16 protein-coding genes are annotated in these 14,178 nt (G+C 67.2%); 3 read left to right on the forward strand and 13 right to left on the reverse strand.

Annotated features, from left to right (window positions below):
• Positions 1 to 174: 174 nt before the first annotated feature.
• Entirely contained in the window at positions 175 to 1,032 is an 858-nt protein-coding gene (locus FHT36_RS16305; RefSeq protein WP_169123563.1) for a LysR substrate-binding domain-containing protein, read from the reverse strand.
• Positions 1,033 to 1,128: 96 nt separating this feature from the next.
• Between FHT36_RS16305 and FHT36_RS16310 the strand changes: the two genes are divergently transcribed.
• Both FHT36_RS16310 and FHT36_RS16315 read left to right on the forward strand, forming a co-directional pair.
• Positions 1,129 to 1,509, forward strand: a complete 381-nt coding sequence (locus tag FHT36_RS16310; protein WP_169123564.1) for a tautomerase family protein — start codon at positions 1,129 to 1,131, stop codon at positions 1,507 to 1,509.
• 125 nt (positions 1,510 to 1,634) lie between these two features.
• A complete protein-coding gene (locus FHT36_RS16315) occupies positions 1,635 to 1,970 on the forward strand; it encodes a GIY-YIG nuclease family protein (protein ID WP_169123565.1) in 336 nt (111 codons plus the stop codon).
• An 11-nt stretch (positions 1,971 to 1,981) separates the two neighbouring features.
• Here FHT36_RS16315 and FHT36_RS16320 read toward each other — a convergent pair whose 3' ends face one another.
• From FHT36_RS16320 to FHT36_RS16350, 7 genes are all read right to left on the reverse strand, one after another.
• Positions 1,982 to 3,076: a ring-opening amidohydrolase gene (locus FHT36_RS16320; protein WP_169123566.1), complete on the reverse strand. Its 1,095-nt coding sequence runs from the start codon at positions 3,074 to 3,076 to the stop codon at positions 1,982 to 1,984.
• Between the two features lie 8 nt (positions 3,077 to 3,084).
• A complete protein-coding gene (locus FHT36_RS16325; RefSeq protein ID WP_169123567.1) occupies positions 3,085 to 3,858 on the reverse strand; it encodes an ABC transporter permease in 774 nt (257 codons plus the stop codon).
• On the reverse strand, positions 3,855 to 4,682 hold the full coding sequence (locus tag FHT36_RS16330; protein WP_169123568.1) for an ABC transporter ATP-binding protein: 828 nt from the start codon (positions 4,680 to 4,682) through the stop codon (positions 3,855 to 3,857). The genes FHT36_RS16325 and FHT36_RS16330 overlap by 4 nt, the downstream gene beginning before the upstream one ends.
• Positions 4,679 to 6,115, reverse strand: coding sequence for an allantoinase AllB (allB, locus tag FHT36_RS16335; RefSeq protein ID WP_169123569.1), 1,437 nt, complete (start codon positions 6,113 to 6,115; stop codon positions 4,679 to 4,681). The genes FHT36_RS16330 and allB overlap by 4 nt, the downstream gene beginning before the upstream one ends.
• 10 nt (positions 6,116 to 6,125) lie before the next feature.
• Positions 6,126 to 6,917, reverse strand: coding sequence for an SDR family NAD(P)-dependent oxidoreductase (locus tag FHT36_RS16340; RefSeq protein WP_169123570.1), 792 nt, complete (start codon positions 6,915 to 6,917; stop codon positions 6,126 to 6,128).
• Between the two features lie 105 nt (positions 6,918 to 7,022).
• Positions 7,023 to 8,078, reverse strand: a complete 1,056-nt coding sequence (locus FHT36_RS16345; RefSeq protein ID WP_169123571.1) for an ABC transporter substrate-binding protein — start codon at positions 8,076 to 8,078, stop codon at positions 7,023 to 7,025.
• A gap of 24 nt (positions 8,079 to 8,102) precedes the next feature.
• Positions 8,103 to 8,846 (reverse strand): cysteine hydrolase family protein, encoded by a 744-nt coding sequence (locus FHT36_RS16350; RefSeq protein WP_169123572.1) that lies wholly within the window; start codon positions 8,844 to 8,846, stop codon positions 8,103 to 8,105.
• Positions 8,847 to 8,973: 127 nt separating this feature from the next.
• On the opposite strand from FHT36_RS16350, the gene FHT36_RS16355 reads away from it, so the two are divergent.
• Positions 8,974 to 9,888, forward strand: coding sequence for a LysR family transcriptional regulator (locus FHT36_RS16355; RefSeq protein ID WP_169123573.1), 915 nt, complete (start codon positions 8,974 to 8,976; stop codon positions 9,886 to 9,888).
• 276 nt (positions 9,889 to 10,164) lie between these two features.
• Here FHT36_RS16355 and FHT36_RS16360 read toward each other — a convergent pair whose 3' ends face one another.
• The 5 genes from FHT36_RS16360 to FHT36_RS16380 form a co-directional block, all read right to left on the reverse strand.
• Positions 10,165 to 10,848: an SDR family NAD(P)-dependent oxidoreductase gene (locus FHT36_RS16360; protein ID WP_348644481.1), complete on the reverse strand. Its 684-nt coding sequence runs from the start codon at positions 10,846 to 10,848 to the stop codon at positions 10,165 to 10,167.
• Positions 10,845 to 11,207, reverse strand: coding sequence for a DUF393 domain-containing protein (locus tag FHT36_RS24900; protein ID WP_348644482.1), 363 nt, complete (start codon positions 11,205 to 11,207; stop codon positions 10,845 to 10,847). Before FHT36_RS24900 ends, FHT36_RS16360 begins: the two co-directional genes overlap by 4 nt.
• Before the next feature lie 234 nt (positions 11,208 to 11,441).
• Complete coding sequence (locus FHT36_RS16370) at positions 11,442 to 12,269, reverse strand: ABC transporter ATP-binding protein (protein ID WP_169123574.1); 828 nt, start codon at positions 12,267 to 12,269, stop codon at positions 11,442 to 11,444.
• The gene (locus FHT36_RS16375) at positions 12,266 to 13,027 is read right to left on the reverse strand and encodes an ABC transporter permease (RefSeq protein WP_246702278.1); all 762 of its coding nucleotides are present in this window, start codon (positions 13,025 to 13,027) and stop codon (positions 12,266 to 12,268) included. Before FHT36_RS16375 ends, FHT36_RS16370 begins: the two co-directional genes overlap by 4 nt.
• 137 nt (positions 13,028 to 13,164) lie before the next feature.
• Positions 13,165 to 14,160 carry an ABC transporter substrate-binding protein gene (locus FHT36_RS16380; RefSeq protein ID WP_169123576.1) on the reverse strand — a complete coding sequence of 332 codons (996 nt, stop codon included), beginning with the start codon at positions 14,158 to 14,160 and terminating at the stop codon, positions 13,165 to 13,167.
• Between the last annotated feature and the right edge of the window lie 18 nt (positions 14,161 to 14,178).

The raw sequence follows: 14,178 nt of genomic DNA on the forward strand, positions 1-14,178 counted from the left end.
GCCTGCAAAGCACATGTGCAAAATGCCCTATCACAATCACAAAACCCCCTGCCGAAACCGGCGGGGGGTTTTTGCGTTCCAAGCAGTGCAAGGCGCGATGAAATGCCGAGAGCCGCGGCTGGAGTAACGTATTCCGAACGTCCTTCGAATACTGCAACCCCTCGTGCCTTTACTTCACGTTCGGGCTGCGCCCCGGAAGGCGGCGGCCAACGCCGCGAGCGCTTCGCGTGATGGGCCATCCTTCACCCGGCTGTGCAGCATGATCGGTTGACGGGGCAGGGTCGGCAGGCCGAGCCGCCGGCCGACGTCCATCGCGCCGAACGGCACCATGCGCGGTGAAAGAGCGGCCACGCCCAGGCCCGCCATCACGGCAGCAGCCACGGCCATGACTCCGCCGCCGACAAAGATTTCCCGCCACTTCACCCCGGCATCATCGAGAAGCCGGCAGGCCAGCGCGCGCACGCCGCAAGGCTCGGCCATCGTTGCGATCGGCAGCGGCTCGTCCGGGCGGTGTTGCCAGCCGGGAGCGGCGAACCAGCCAAACTGCTCTTCCGCGATCAGGCTTCCATCGTCCCGGTCCGACCTGAGGCGAATGAGCGCGCTGTCGATCTCCCGTCGGTCGAATTGCTGCAGGAGATCGGCCGACGAGCCGATCCGGATCTCGATTACAAGCTGCGGATCCTGGCTGTTCATGCGCGCAATCAGCGCCGGAAGCTCGGGGCCAGCAACGTGATCGCTGATGCCGATGGTGAGGCGCCGGCGCTGTTCCGAGAGGGAGGCCAGCGTCCGGTCGTGCAGTTCAAGCAAGGCGCGGGCCTGATCGAGAAAGCTTGCGCCGCGGGGTGACAATTGGACGTAGCGCGGGGTGCGATCGAACAGGCGGCATCCGAGGCGCCCTTCGAGCCGCTTCAGCTTGAGACTTACGGCCGCCTGGCTCGTGCCCATGGCTTCCGCCGCCCTGGTGAAGCTTTCCAGCTCGGCGATATGCACGAAGGTCCGAACGGAATCGAGGTCGAGTGGCGGATCCATCATATCAAAACGCAATCTCAGATATGAGCTGAGATAGCGTACCAAAAAGGAACGGCCATTCCTATTGTTTCGATATCGATCAACGGGAAGGAGCCACGCATGCCTCTCACGCACATCTCCCTCAGGGCCGGCAAGCCGGAAGCCTATCGCCGGGCCATTTTCGATAGCCTCGCGCGCGCCATGCAGGAGACGTTCAACGTGCCGCGCGACAACCAGTTCATGACCATCACGGAGCATTCGGCCGAGAACTTCCGGTTCGACCCTTCCTATATGGGCATCTCGCGCACCGACGATCTGGTGTTCATCCAGATCGCCGCGAACGACACGCGCACGGTCGACCAGAAGAAGGAGATGTTCCGGCGCATCGCTCTCTATCTCAGCGAGAGCCCCGGCCTTCGGCCGGAGGACGTCTTCGTCAACCTTATCGAGGTGAAGAAGGAGAACTGGTCTCTCGGGAACGGCGTCGCCCAATACGCCTGAGCGTCGGTCTCAGCCTGCGGGCGGGGTCGGGGTCGGTAGCGATCAACAGCGAGACCTCTCTTCGGTATTCATATTTACCCGGATGAAAGAGACATGTATATAATCCGGGTAAATATGGAGATGTCATGGACAAGCAGGCGCGAAAGGCGGCCGTCGCGGCCTATCGGGAGCGTAAGCCCGCATTCGGGGTCTATGCGATCATCTGCACCGCGACGGGGGAGGCGTGGGTCGGCACCAGCCGCACCGTAGACACGCACAAGAACAGGCTCTGGTTCGAACTCGGCATCGGCAGCCACGCCAATGGCACGCTGCAAGCGGCGTGGCGGTCGCATGGCGCCAGCGAATTCCGGTATGAGGAACTCGACCGGCTGCGGGATGATTTTCCCGATTTCGATCGGGACGACGAACTCAAGAAGCGTCGGGCCCTCTGGCAGACGCGGTTGCGCGCCCAATTGCTCTAGCGCGGCATCCTTCATTCGGGCAGAGAGACCCGCGCGCAATCTGCGAGGCTCTCGAGGATGACGGCCACCGGTCCCCCGCCGTCCGGCCCCTGATGTTCGGCGCCGCCGGACACATAGATCTCCGTGTGGCCGACCACGCCCGCCAAGGCGCCGGCGACGAAGGCGCGGGCGTGGCGGGTGGAGGAGATGTCGCTGTCGTCCAGCATGGTATGGCGCTTGCCGCGGATGAGGCCGCTGCGGCTCGCCTCGGCCTTGGCGAGCACGATGGTGTCTTCTCCCAGCGCGCCTCCGAGACTGTCGATGGCTTCGCGCACCGGCGCGACGTCGATGGCATCCGCCATCACCGCATGGGCGATGGCGAGCGGGCCGGTCCAGCTCTTCGACATGCCGAGCACGACGATCTCGTGGCCCAGCAATTCGATGCCGCTCGAGCAACTGGCGCGGCCGGACCACAGGCCGTAATCGGCGCAGATGGCGGCGTCGGAAAGGGCGTCCTCCGCAATCTCACCCAGCGCCAGCGCAATGCCGAGCGCGCTGGCGCCGCGCGAGAGGCCCATGGATTTCAGCGTGTCGGACGTGGCCGTGGTCGCGCCGCGCGCCTCGGCTTCGCGCACGCGGGCGGCGGTGAGAAGCGGGCACTTCACCTGCACGAAATGGACGTCGACGGCGTCGGTGATGCCGGCCGCTTCCATTGCCCGGCGCACGCCTTCGGCGACCGAGCGCACCTGACCCATCCGGCCGAGATGCTCGGAGGGAAGATCGGGGGTGTGGGCGCGGCCGGCGGCGAGGGCAGGGGAGGTGCCGTTCGCATCTGCCTCGGCCACCTCGAACACAAGCAGGTGGGGAGACATCCCGCCCTCGGTGCCGCCGGACATGACGAGACACACCTCATCCGCCGCATCGCCGAGATGGGAGCGCAGCAGCGCCTGCAAAGCGGCGACCGCGAAGCCGCGGGAAAAGTCGTTGACGCAGCCGTTGCCCTCGGTCTTGCCGAAGATGGCGAGGATGCCCTCGGGCGCGATGGCGCCGGAGGCGATGGCGGCGGCAAGGCCCGACACGTCGTCGGGGCTCGCCGTGGGGATGCGATGGACCTTGGCTGTGGGCATGGCGTGTCTCAGGCGAAGCCCGCATCGTCCTTGCGCCGCGCCCAGCCGATCACCCGCCCTTCGATGAGGGAGAAGATGGCGTAGAGGCCGACGCCCAGCAGCGCCAGCACGAGCAGCCCGGCGAAGACGAGGGGCACGTCGAAGGAGGAGGAGGCGATCATCATGAGGTTGCCGATGCCTTGGTTCGAGGCCACCGTCTCGGCAATCACGGTGCCCACGAAGGCGAGCGTCACGGACACCTTCAGGGAGGCGAAGAAATAGGGCATGGCGCGGGGCAGGCCCACATTGAACAGGATGTCGAGCTTGGTGGCCCTGAGCGCCTTCATCACGTCCTCCAGCTCCGGCTCCGTGGTAGCAAGGCCGGTGGCGACGTTCACGACGATGGGGAAGAGGCTCATGATCATGGCGGTGAGCACCGCCGGCACCGTGCCCGCCCCGAACCACAGGACGAAGATCGGCACGACCGCCACCTTCGGGATGGAGGAAAAGCCGATCAGCAGCGGATAGCCCGTGTCATAGGCGAGGCGCGAGGAGCCGATGAGCACGCCCAGCAGCACGCCGGAGACGATGCCGAGGGCGAAGCCCACCAGCGTGGTGTAGAGCGTCTGCACCGTGTGTGGCCAGATGGCGGGAGCCTGTAGCCACAGGGTGGCGAACACCTGGCTGGGGCGCGGCAGCACGATCTCCTTGATGTGGAAGATCACGCAGGCGAGTTCCCAAACGACGAAGAAGCCGATGATGACGGCAGCGGAGTTGAGGCGGCGGCGCAGGGCGTAGGTCATGCGGCGCTCTCCACTGCGGCGTCGGGCACGCGGGCTGAAACGATGAGTTCGCGCAGGCGCTGGGTGAGGGAGACGAAGCCCGGCTCGTAGGTCATCTCGATGGTGCGCGGGCGGACGAAATCCACCGCGCAATCCTCGACGATCCGGCCCGGCCGGGCGCGCATGACGCAGACGCGGTTGGCGAGGTAGCCGGCTTCCTTCAGATCATGGGTGACGAGCAGCACGGTCGGCCGGCGCGTCAGCCACAGGTCCTGAAGGATCGCCCACAATTCCTCGCGGGTGAACTGGTCGAGGGCGCCGAACGGCTCGTCGAGCATCAGGAGCTGGGGGTCGTGGATCAGCGCGCGGCAGAGCGAGGCGCGCTGGAGCATGCCGCCGGAGAGCTGCCAGGGAAACTTGTCGCCGAAGCCCGCGAGGCCGACCTGTTCCAGCAGGGCGTCGGCGCGGTCGCGGAACTCGGTTTTCTTCTTGGCACGGTATTGCTGGCGGAAGGGCGGCACGATCTTCAGCGGCAGCATCACGTTCTGCCGGATGGTGAGCCACGGCAGGAGGGTCGGGTTCTGGAAGGCCATGCCCACCCGCACCGGCTCGGCGCCGACCTCGCGCTGGGCCACGAACACCCAGCCGGCCGAGGCGGGGATCAGCCCTGTCACCAGCTTGAGGATCGTGGACTTGCCGCAGCCGGAGGGGCCGACGAGGGCGACGAAATCGCCCTTGCCGACCTTCAGATTGGTGGTGCCGAGCGCCTCCACAGTGCGCTCGCCGTGGCCATAGGTGAGGCGCACGTCCTGGAGATGGACGAAGGGAGGGGCATCCTCATTCATGCCGCCGCCTCCGGCCGGTGGGCGATGACGGCCGCCATGGTCTCATCCGTGTGCAGCGGCTTCGCCTCTGGCATCTGCTGGATGGCGTGGACCGAGCGACCGTGGCCCTTCGTCTCCGCCACCAGCGCGCGATCCTTCATCACGAAGCGACCGCGCACCATGGTATGGCGCGGCAGGCCCACCACGCCCCGTCCGTCCCAGGGCGAGATCTTGGAACGGGACTGGAGATCGGTGTCGCGCAGCGTCCAGGCGTGGTTCAGGTCCACGAAGGCAAGGTCCGCGTCGGCGCCGGGCAGGATGGCGCCCTTCTTCGGGTAGAGCCCCCACACCTTGGCCGGGTTCACCGCGCTCCAGCGCACATAGTCGCGGATGTCGTAACGGCCGGCCGCGACCTCTGTGAGCATGAGCGGCATCTGCGTCTCGACGCCGGGGAAGCCGCAATCCACGCTCCAGATATCGGCGCGGGTCTTCTCCTCCGGCGTGTGCGGGGCGTGATCGGTGGCGATGATGTCGATGGTGCCGTCGAGGAGGCCGGCCCAGAGCGGTTCGTTGTTCACGCTTTCGCGCACCGGCGGGTTGACGCGGATGATGCCGCGGCAGCGGGCGTAATCGTCCTCGCCCAGCATCAGGTAGTGGGGGCAGGTCTCGCCAGTGATGTCGACGCCGCGCGCCTTGGCGTCGCGCAGCGGGCCAAGCTCGGCGGCGGAGGAGATGTGCAGGATGTGGATGCGCGCGCCGGTCCATTCGGCGAGGATGGCGGCGCGGGCCACGGCCTCCACCGCCACGACGGCGGGGCGGGAGGCGAGATGGGCGAGCGGATCGTTGCGGCCACTCTCGGTCAGGCGCTTCTGGCGCCGCTCCATCACCGAATTGGTCTCGGCATGCAGCGAGATGCGCTTGCCGGTGGGCGCCACCATCTCGAACGCCTCCAGCATGGCCCCCGTGGAGGGCGTCGGGATGCGGCCGAAGGTGTTCCCCATATAGCACTTGAAGCCGATGATCCCGGCCTCGATCAGCTCAGGCACCTTGTCGATGGTGTCCTCGCCGAGCACCGCATAGAGGCCGTAATCCACATGTGCCTTGGAAGAGGCGATGGCGTGCTTCGCCTTGAGCGTCTCCCCATCCGCCACGGTGGGGATGGTGTTGGGCATGTCGAACACGGTGGTCACGCCGCCGAAGGCTGCGGCGGCGGTGCCGCTCTCGAAGTCTTCCTTGTGGGTGTAGCCGGGATCGCGGAAGTGCACATGCACGTCGATGGCGCCGGGCAGGATGTGGAGGCCCGTGGCGTCGAAGGTCTCCTTCGCCTCCGGCATGGCATCGGGCGCGCCCACGGCGACGATCGTCTCGCCGCGGATGGCGATGGAGGCCTCGATGACCGTCTCGGGGGAGACGATGCGCCCGCCATGGATGACGAGATCGACCGGTTCGTTCATGTCATCCTCCTCAGAGCATCGCCCAGCCGCCATCGACCGGCATGTCGATGCCGGTGAGCTGGCGGGATACGTCGCTGGCGAGGAACAGGCAGGCATTGGCCACGTCCTCGTCGGTGGTCACGCGGCGCAGGGCATAGTCCGCCGCGTGGCGGGCCATGGCTTCCTCCAGCGTGATGGAGAGTTTCTTCGCCATGTCGGCGCAGACCTTCTCGCGGAAGCGCGGGCCGTCCACCATGCCGGGCTCCACACAGTTCACGTTGATGTTGTGCTGGCCCACCTCCAGCGCGAAGCTCTTGGTGACGCCGCGCAGGCCCCATTTGGAGGCCGAATAGGCCATGCGCCCGGCCCGCCCGCGCATGCCGAAGGTGCCGCCCACATTGACGATCTTGCCATAGCGGCGCTCGATCATGGTGGGCAGCACGGCGCGCATGGTGTGGAAGCAGCCGTTCATGTTGAGGGTGACGATCTCGTCGAACTCCGCCGGGGTTGTCTCCACGCCGGTCTTGCCGATGGGGCCGGAGCCGCCGGCCACGTTGACTAGGATGTCCACCGTGCCGAAGGCTTCGACCGTCCGAACGGCGGCGGCATCGCAGGCGTCGGCGTCGGTCAGGTCGCAGGCGATGACGATGGCCTTGGCGCCGGCAGCGCGCACCTCGTCGGCGATCGGCGCGATGGCCGCCGTGTCACGGCCGATGAGGGCGAGGCGGCAGCCTTCGGCCGCGAAGGCGCGGGTGATGGCGGCGCCCATGCCCTTGGCGGGGCCGGTGATCAGCGCGACGCGATCCTTGAGCTTCAGATCCATGGGAGGTCCGTTGGGTAGGGAGCGGGCGCCGCTCCGCTCACGGGAGCGGCGCCGGGTCGGGACGTCGAACGTCTGCTTCAGGACTGCTCGTTCAGAACAGCTCGTTCAGAACAGCTTCTTGGGCAGGTCCGCCACCGGCGGCAGGAAGGCGGGATCGAAGATCTGTGAGGCCTTCGGGGTGGTGGGCAGCTTGTTGGCGTCCACCAGGATGTCGATGGAGTCCTGGAGGCGCTTCATGTCCACGTTGCCGAGGCCGATCTTGGCGATCTCCGGGTGGTTCATCTCCGCCTTCAGGGTGGCGTCGAGGCGCTCCTTCTCCACCGGGATCTTGATGAGGGGCTCACGCTTGGCGACGGCGGCCACGGCGGCGTCCGGGTCCTTCAGGGTGTCGATGACGCCCTTGTTGAGGGCACGCAGGAAGCCCTTGATGGCCTCGGGATTGTTCTTGATGAGATCGGCGGAGACGATGATGCCGTTGGAATAGAGGTCCATCCCGTAATCGCCGAAATTGATGTAGCGCAGCTTGTCATCGCCGGCGCCGATCAGCTTGGCGGAGAAGCGGATGGTGTTTACATAGCCGAACACGCCGTCCACCTGGCCCTGCATCAGCATCTGCTCGCGCAGGTTGGGCTGCATGTTGGTGATCTTGATGCCGGAGCAGTCGATCTTCGCCATCTTGCAGAAGGCCGGGAAGAGCTTCAGCGCGCCGTCATTGGCCGCGCCGCCGAGCGTCTTGCCTTCCAGATCCTTGGGCGTCTTGATCGGGCTGTCCGCCTTCACCGCGATGGTGAAGGGCGGCTGGTTGAACATGATGTAGACGGCGACCGGGGCGCCCTCCGGCTTCTTGGCGGCGAGCTCGATGAGCGCGTTCACGTCGCCGAAGCCCATGTCGTAGGTGCCGTTCGCCACCAGCGGCACCGCGGCGCCGGAGCCGTTGCCCTGGTCGAAGGTGACGTCGAGGCCTTCCGCCTTGAAGTATCCGCGGTCCTGCGCGAGGAAGAACATGCCCTGCGGGCCCTGATACTTCCAGTTAAGCACCATCTTCAGCTTGGTGTCGGCGAGGGCTGGCAGGCCAGCGGCGGCCGTCGAGGCGACGCCGAGGGCAAGGGCAAGCGCCAGTTTGCTGCGTGCGAGGCGTCGCGAGAGTGTCCGGAGTGTCATTCTGAAGGTCCCGTCTGGCTCTGGTTATTGTTGAGGCTGGTCTTCAAGGGCGGCGAGGAGGTCGCCGCTCGAAAGCGTCACGCCATAGAGCTGGCGCACGAGGAAGAGGATGGCGTCCGACACATAGGCGGGTGAGACGGTGGCGCAGGCGTCTTCCACCAGCAGGCAGCCATAGCCGCGAAAACTCGCGTCACAGAGCGTGGAGAATACGCAGCGGTCGATGTTGACGCCCGAGAATAGCAGCGTGTCGATGCCTCGGTTGCGCAGGATGGAGTCCAGCTCGTTGTCGTGGAAGCCGGACAGGCGATGCTTGTGCACCACGAGGTCGCCCGGCTCCGGCGCCAGCGCGTCGATGGTCGCGGCGCCCCAGTCGCCTTCCACGAGAATGCGCCCGCGCCCTTCCACCGAGGGATCGGCGTAGACCGGCCGCGTGCCCGCGCCCGACGCCTTGGCGAGGAGCGGGGCCGAAAGCTCCGCACGGTCCGCCCGCACCCCCCAGTTCACGAAGATCACGGGCAGGTTCGCCGCCCGCGCGGCCGTCATAAGCGCCTGAAGGCGGGGCACGATGGCGAGGAGCGGGGTGGGATCGACGCCGAGGCGGGGAAACCAGCCGTCGGGTTCGAGAAAATCGTTCTGCATGTCCACGATGACCAGCGCGGTGCGGGCGAGGTCGATCTCGGCCGGCTGCGGTGCGCCGGGGATCGTGACCGGCCGGGGCGTGGGCACGGGACGGGCGAAGCGCAGCGGGGGAGGGCTGGACAGGGACATGGGGCGCTCGCTGCAGGCTGGAGAGGGGCTCTCCAAACGGATGGAGACTGGCATGGGTCACTGATGCGATCCATTGCCGATTATTCCACATGCTGTAGCCTAAAAGGCTACGATGGGTGGAGACGGCATGCGGCACCTCAGATTCCTGCGCTACATGGACGAGGTGGCGCGCACCGGCTCCATCCGCGGTGCGGCCGACCGGCTCAACGTGACGCCCTCTGCCCTCAACCGGCGCATCATGGATCTGGAGGAGGAACTGGGGCTGAAGCTGCTGGAGCGGCGCCCCCGCGGCGTTCGCCTCACCTCGGCCGGGGAGGTCTTCCTCACCTATGTGCGCGAGCAGCTGAATGACGCCGACCGGATGCGCTCGCAGCTCGAGGATCTGCGTGGCCTGCGCCGGGGCACGGTACGGATTGCCTGCAGCCAGGCGCTGGCCCACGATTTCCTGCCCCGGCAGATCGGCGCATTCCGCAAGCGCTATCCGCTGATGACGTTCGAGGTGATGGTGGTGGACCATGAGCGGGCCATGGGCCTGCTGGTGGACTATGTGGTGGACCTCATTCTCGTCTTCCGCCCGCCCTTCCTCGGGCGCCTCAGGCCGATCATGACCCTGCCGCAGCGGCTGGTGGCGCTGATGAATGCGGACCATCCGCTCGCCCGCAAGGCGAAGCTACGCCTCGCCGACTGCACCGGTCATCCCCTCGCTCTGCCGGAATTCTCCACCGGCGGACGGCAGATGATCGAGGAGCGGCTCTCCCGCGCGGGGCTGAAGCTGTCGGTGGCGGCCGAGACCAATTCCTTCGAACTGCTGCGCGGCCTCGTCGCCCATACCGGCATGATCTCGTTCCAGATCGAGATCGGCGCCGAGCCGGACGCCATGCCGCCCGGCATCGTCGTGCGCCCGGTGGACGAGCGCGACCTGCCGAGCGCCGATCTCGTGCTGGGCCAGTTGCGCGACCGCAACCTGCCTCTTCCCAGCGCCCAGTTCGCTGAGCATCTGGCGGGCGCGTTGCGCGGGCGCATGGAGGGGCCGGCGGGGTAAGGGCGGAGCGATCCGCCTAGACGGCGTACGCCTTCATGGTCCCGACTTCCAAAGATCTGACGACCTTGCGCTGCCGATCGGAACCGCGATCCCGGCCATCTTCGGCTCTTCGGTCCAGTTCATGTGGTTGAACCCATATCCCTGGTGCACCGTGCGGGCGAGCAGGGTCGTTCGGGCCCGGGCGGTCGCGGGCCAGCCGGCCGATCATGGAGCGGTGGAAGGAGAGCTTGCTGAAGCGGTGGGGCGCTGCGCATGCGCGGCATGGGACGGGGGTGATCAGAACGGAAGGGGCTGGCCGTGGCGGTCGAAGAAGCCGCCGCTGTCCCCGGGACGCAGGCTCGCCAGCCCGGCAAGGATGTCGCGTGCCGCAGTCTCGGGCGTGAGTGTGTCCAGCCCCACCTTGGCGAAGGGCCGCGACAGCTGCGTATCCACCGTGCCGGGATGGAGGGCGACGCACACGGCGTGGGGATGGGTGCGGGTAAGCTCGATGGCGGCGGTGCGCACCAACTGGTTCAGCGCCGCCTTTGAGGCGCGGTAGCTGTACCAGCCACCCAGCCGGTTGTCGCCGATGCTGCCCACCTTGGCGGAGAGCGTCGCGAACACAGCCGGCGCATCGCGTGGCAGGCGGGGCAGGAAATGCTTCATCAGCAGCGCCGGGCCGATGGCGTTGATGGCGAAGGCGCGGGCCATGGCTGCGGGATCGACGGCGCGCAGCGATTTCTCCGGTTGCATGTCCGCGTCGGAAAGGAGCCCGGTGGCATCCAGCACGAGATGGGGCGTGCCGCCGGCGACCACCTGCGCGGCGGCCGCGGCGATCGAGTCTTCCGCGCACAGATCGAGCGGCGGCGTCGAGTGCCGCGACAGGCCCACCACCGTGTCGAACGCGCCACCCTTTTCGAGCGCTCTGGCGAGCGCATAGCCGATGCCGCCGTTCGCGCCGATGACGACGGCGAGCCTCACGCGCGCTCTCCCTCGAGGCGCCGGGCCAGACCCTGCAGACGCGGGCGGATGCGCAGGAAGGCGATGTAGGTCCGCTCCAGCAGCGCCAGCACGCGCGGATTGCGCGCCGCGCGCCCGAGCCAGCGCAGCCGCGGGATCTGCCGCCACATGGCGGCGAAGGCCGCTGCGCCGGAGACGATCTGCCCGTCCTCGCTGGCATGGAACCGCGCCAGCATGGCTCCCCGGTCGATCGGGCAGCCCGTGTCCGAGTTAAGATCGACGAAGCTGATGCGCGCGTCCCGATCCAGCCGCCGCATGAGGGCGATCTCGCGCCGGCAGAGTGGGCAGACGGAATCGTACCAGACGGTCACCGCGGACATGCGACGTTCCCCATGCGCGTGGGCGGGAGTGCCGGGCAGGCGCGGGTCATGCGGGTCTGGACCGGCAAGGTCGTCATTTGAGACGATACGGCCGGCCGCGGCGAGCGGATCGTCCCGGGACCGATTTTGCGGTCCCGGGACGTCTCTGGCTCATCTTTGAGCAGCACCATGGACGATGCCGCGCCGAAGACCGACGAGACCGCCCATGGCCGCAGCGAAGGATTGAACCGTCCCTCAGCCGGGAAGGCGCTGGGCGGCCTCGCGTATGGCCTTGAGCACCTTGTGCTGGAGCGCGAGGAATTCCTCGGTCTCCACGATCTCCGAGGTGCGCGGGCGCGGCAGGTCCACCCGGAAGGTCTCGCGGACACGCCCCGGCCCGATGCCCATGACCACGATACGGTCGGAGAGATAGACCGCCTCCTCCACGTCGTGGGTCACGAACAGCACGGTCAGCCGATGCTGCTCCCACACCTGCATCAGCAGTTCCTGCATCTGCTGGCGCGTGAGTGCATCGAGGGCGCCGAAGGGCTCGTCCATCAGCAGCATCTTGGGCCGGTATGAGAGCGCGCGGGCGATGGCCACACGCTGCTTCATGCCGCCGGAAAGCTCGCTCGGATAGGCGTTCGCAAACCGCTCCAGCTTCACGAGGGCGATGTGCTCCTCGGCGACGCGCCGGCGCTCGGCCGCCTCCATGCCGGCGGCCTGGAGGGCGAATTCCACATTCTGCTGGGCGGTGAGCCAGGGCAGCAGGGTGTAGGACTGGAACACCACGCCCCGGTCGAGCCCGGCATCGAATACGGGCGCACCGTCGATACGGACGGGAGAATAGTCTCGCCCGCCCGATGGATCGTCGAACGTCTCGAGCCCCGCGACGATGGACAAAAGCGTGCTCTTGCCGCAGCCGGAGGTGCCCACCACCGAGACGAATTCATTGGCGGCGAGGTCGAGGTTGATGTCGCGCAGAATCTCGATCTGTTGCGCACCGGTGCCGAAGCTCTTGTTGAGATGCCGGATCTCCAGCTTCGGATGGGAAGCGGCAATGGCGGACGCGGGTGCGGTCATCGTCCCCTCGTGGTGTAGCGGAAGAGGTGGGTTGCGGCCGCCTTCATGGCCTGGTCGGTGACGAGGCCCAGCACTCCCAGCAGCAGGATGTAGCCGAAGATGGTGTTGGTCTGGAAAAAGCGCTGCGCCACGACGATGCGATAGCCGAGCCCCGAGGTTGCGGCGACCAGCTCCGCCACCACCAGCCAGGTCCAGGCCCAGCCGAGGGTGATGCGCAGGGTGTCCCAGATACCGGGCATTGCGCTGGGCAGGATGATGCGGGTGATGATCTTGCGATCGGACAGGCCCAGCGTGCGGCCGAGGCCGATGAAGTCCGGGGGCACGCGCTTCACCACGTCCATGACCAGCAGGACCTGCTGGAAGAAGGTGCCGATCCAGATGATGAGGAACTTCTGGGCATCCCCGGTTCCCACCCACAGGATGGACAGCGGCACGAAGGCCACCACCGGCATGTAGCGCACGAAATCCACCAGCGGCTCCACGGCCGCCTCCCAGGTCAGGTAGCTGCCGACGAGGAGGCCGAGCGGGATCGCCATGGCGGAGGCGAGCAGGAAGCCGATGAGGATGCGGTAGACGCTCACGCCCATGTCGGTCCACAGGGTGCCATCCGCCGCCAGCTTGACCAGCTGGGCGACCACGCTCGCCGGGGAAGGCAGGAAGATGGGCCGCACCACCCCCGCCGCGGCTGCCACGAGCCAGACGAGGGCGATGGCCGCGAATACGGCGCAGGCGATGCCCAGGAACCGGGTGCGGCTCATGGGTGCCCTCAGCCCTCCGCGCCGCCGACGGCGGCGCGGGCCGGGGGATACCGGCATGGCGGATGGCGACCGGCCCGCGGGTCCGGACAAGAGGGAGGCTTCTCCGGCCGCGCTGCCCGGGCCGCCATCCACCGCGGTCACGGGACAGCCTTCACGAAGTCGACGACCACCACATCGCCGGCGGCCACGGGCTTCTCCAGCAGGCCCGCCTTCTGCGACGCATCGGCGACATCGCCGAGGGTCTTGCCGGAGAACGAGCCGGGCAGCAGATCCTTGTTCTGCACCATCGAGTAGAACACCACGCCGTCGAAGGCCGTCTTCAGTTCGTCGACGCTCGCACCGACCGCCTTGGCGATGATGGCGCGCCCGCCGGCCACGTCGGCGTTGTAGTCCTTCAGCGCCGCGTCCCACGCCTTGATGAGGGCGAGGATTTGGCCGGGCCGCTTCTTCAGGACATCCTCGCGGACCACCAGCACGTCCGAGATGAGGCCGGGATTGACGCCCGCGGTATAGAGCAGCTTCAGCTTGGAATCCTGCTGCATGGCGGTCGAGAGATAGGGCTCATAGGTCACCGCCACAGGCACCTGCCCGGCGATGAGCGCGCCGCCCGCATTGGCGGCCGGCATGGGCACCGGCTCGATGTCCTTGATGGAGAGGCCGTTGGCGAGCAGTGCATACTGCAGCAGCACGTCCGAGGTCGCGCCCTGCTCGTAGGCCACCTTCTTGCCCTTCAAATCCTTGATGGAGGTGATGTCCGGGCCGGAGAGGATGGCGTCGGCGGTGGTGGAGACGTCGAGCAGCGCCACGATCTTGATGGGCAGGCCGGCGGCCTTCATGCTGAGAGCAGCATTGGTGGGCACTGCCGCCACGTCCAGCGCGCCGCTCGCCACGGCCGCGTTGATGTCCTTCTGCTCGACGAAGTTCTCGATCTTGACCTTGGAGAGCCCCGCTTTCTTGTAGAGACCCTTTTCGGCCGCGATGTGCAGCGGGCCATATCCGAGCCACGGCTGCACGCCGACGACGAGGGTTCCGGCCTCGGGCTTTGCCGGAATTTCGGCGGCGCGCACCGGCAGGACGGCGAAGGCTGTAAACGCCGCGATGAGGGCGCCTTTGATGATCGGGGCAGAGATCATGGAGGAAGTCCTGTGTTT

Origin of the sequence: Xanthobacter sp. SG618 (genome assembly GCF_012932745.1) — a bacterium.
In the GTDB taxonomy this organism is placed as follows: Bacteria; Pseudomonadota; Alphaproteobacteria; order Rhizobiales; family Xanthobacteraceae; genus Xanthobacter; species Xanthobacter flavus.

Bases quoted from the DNA above. Each gene is read 5' to 3' on its own strand.
- FHT36_RS16375 (WP_246702278.1), bottom strand. From the start codon at position 13,027: ATGAGCCGCACCCGGTTCCTGGGCATCGCCTGCGCCGTATTCGCGGCC.
- FHT36_RS16305 (WP_169123563.1), bottom strand. From the start codon at position 1,032: ATGATGGATCCGCCACTCGACCTCGATTCCGTTCGGACCTTCGTGCAT.
- FHT36_RS16370 (WP_169123574.1), bottom strand. From the start codon at position 12,269: ATGACCGCACCCGCGTCCGCCATTGCCGCTTCCCATCCGAAGCTGGAG.
- FHT36_RS24900 (WP_348644482.1), bottom strand. From the start codon at position 11,207: ATGTCCGCGGTGACCGTCTGGTACGATTCCGTCTGCCCACTCTGCCGG.
- FHT36_RS16320 (WP_169123566.1), bottom strand. From the start codon at position 3,076: ATGCCCACAGCCAAGGTCCATCGCATCCCCACGGCGAGCCCCGACGAC.
- FHT36_RS16310 (WP_169123564.1), top strand. From the start codon at position 1,129: ATGCCTCTCACGCACATCTCCCTCAGGGCCGGCAAGCCGGAAGCCTAT.
- FHT36_RS16355 (WP_169123573.1), top strand. From the start codon at position 8,974: ATGCGGCACCTCAGATTCCTGCGCTACATGGACGAGGTGGCGCGCACC.
- FHT36_RS16345 (WP_169123571.1), bottom strand. From the start codon at position 8,078: ATGACACTCCGGACACTCTCGCGACGCCTCGCACGCAGCAAACTGGCG.
- FHT36_RS16380 (WP_169123576.1), bottom strand. From the start codon at position 14,160: ATGATCTCTGCCCCGATCATCAAAGGCGCCCTCATCGCGGCGTTTACA.
- FHT36_RS16315 (WP_169123565.1), top strand. From the start codon at position 1,635: ATGGACAAGCAGGCGCGAAAGGCGGCCGTCGCGGCCTATCGGGAGCGT.
- FHT36_RS16330 (WP_169123568.1), bottom strand. From the start codon at position 4,682: ATGAATGAGGATGCCCCTCCCTTCGTCCATCTCCAGGACGTGCGCCTC.
- allB (WP_169123569.1), bottom strand. From the start codon at position 6,115: ATGAACGAACCGGTCGATCTCGTCATCCATGGCGGGCGCATCGTCTCC.
- FHT36_RS16325 (WP_169123567.1), bottom strand. From the start codon at position 3,858: ATGACCTACGCCCTGCGCCGCCGCCTCAACTCCGCTGCCGTCATCATC.
- FHT36_RS16340 (WP_169123570.1), bottom strand. From the start codon at position 6,917: ATGGATCTGAAGCTCAAGGATCGCGTCGCGCTGATCACCGGCCCCGCC.
- FHT36_RS16350 (WP_169123572.1), bottom strand. From the start codon at position 8,846: ATGTCCCTGTCCAGCCCTCCCCCGCTGCGCTTCGCCCGTCCCGTGCCC.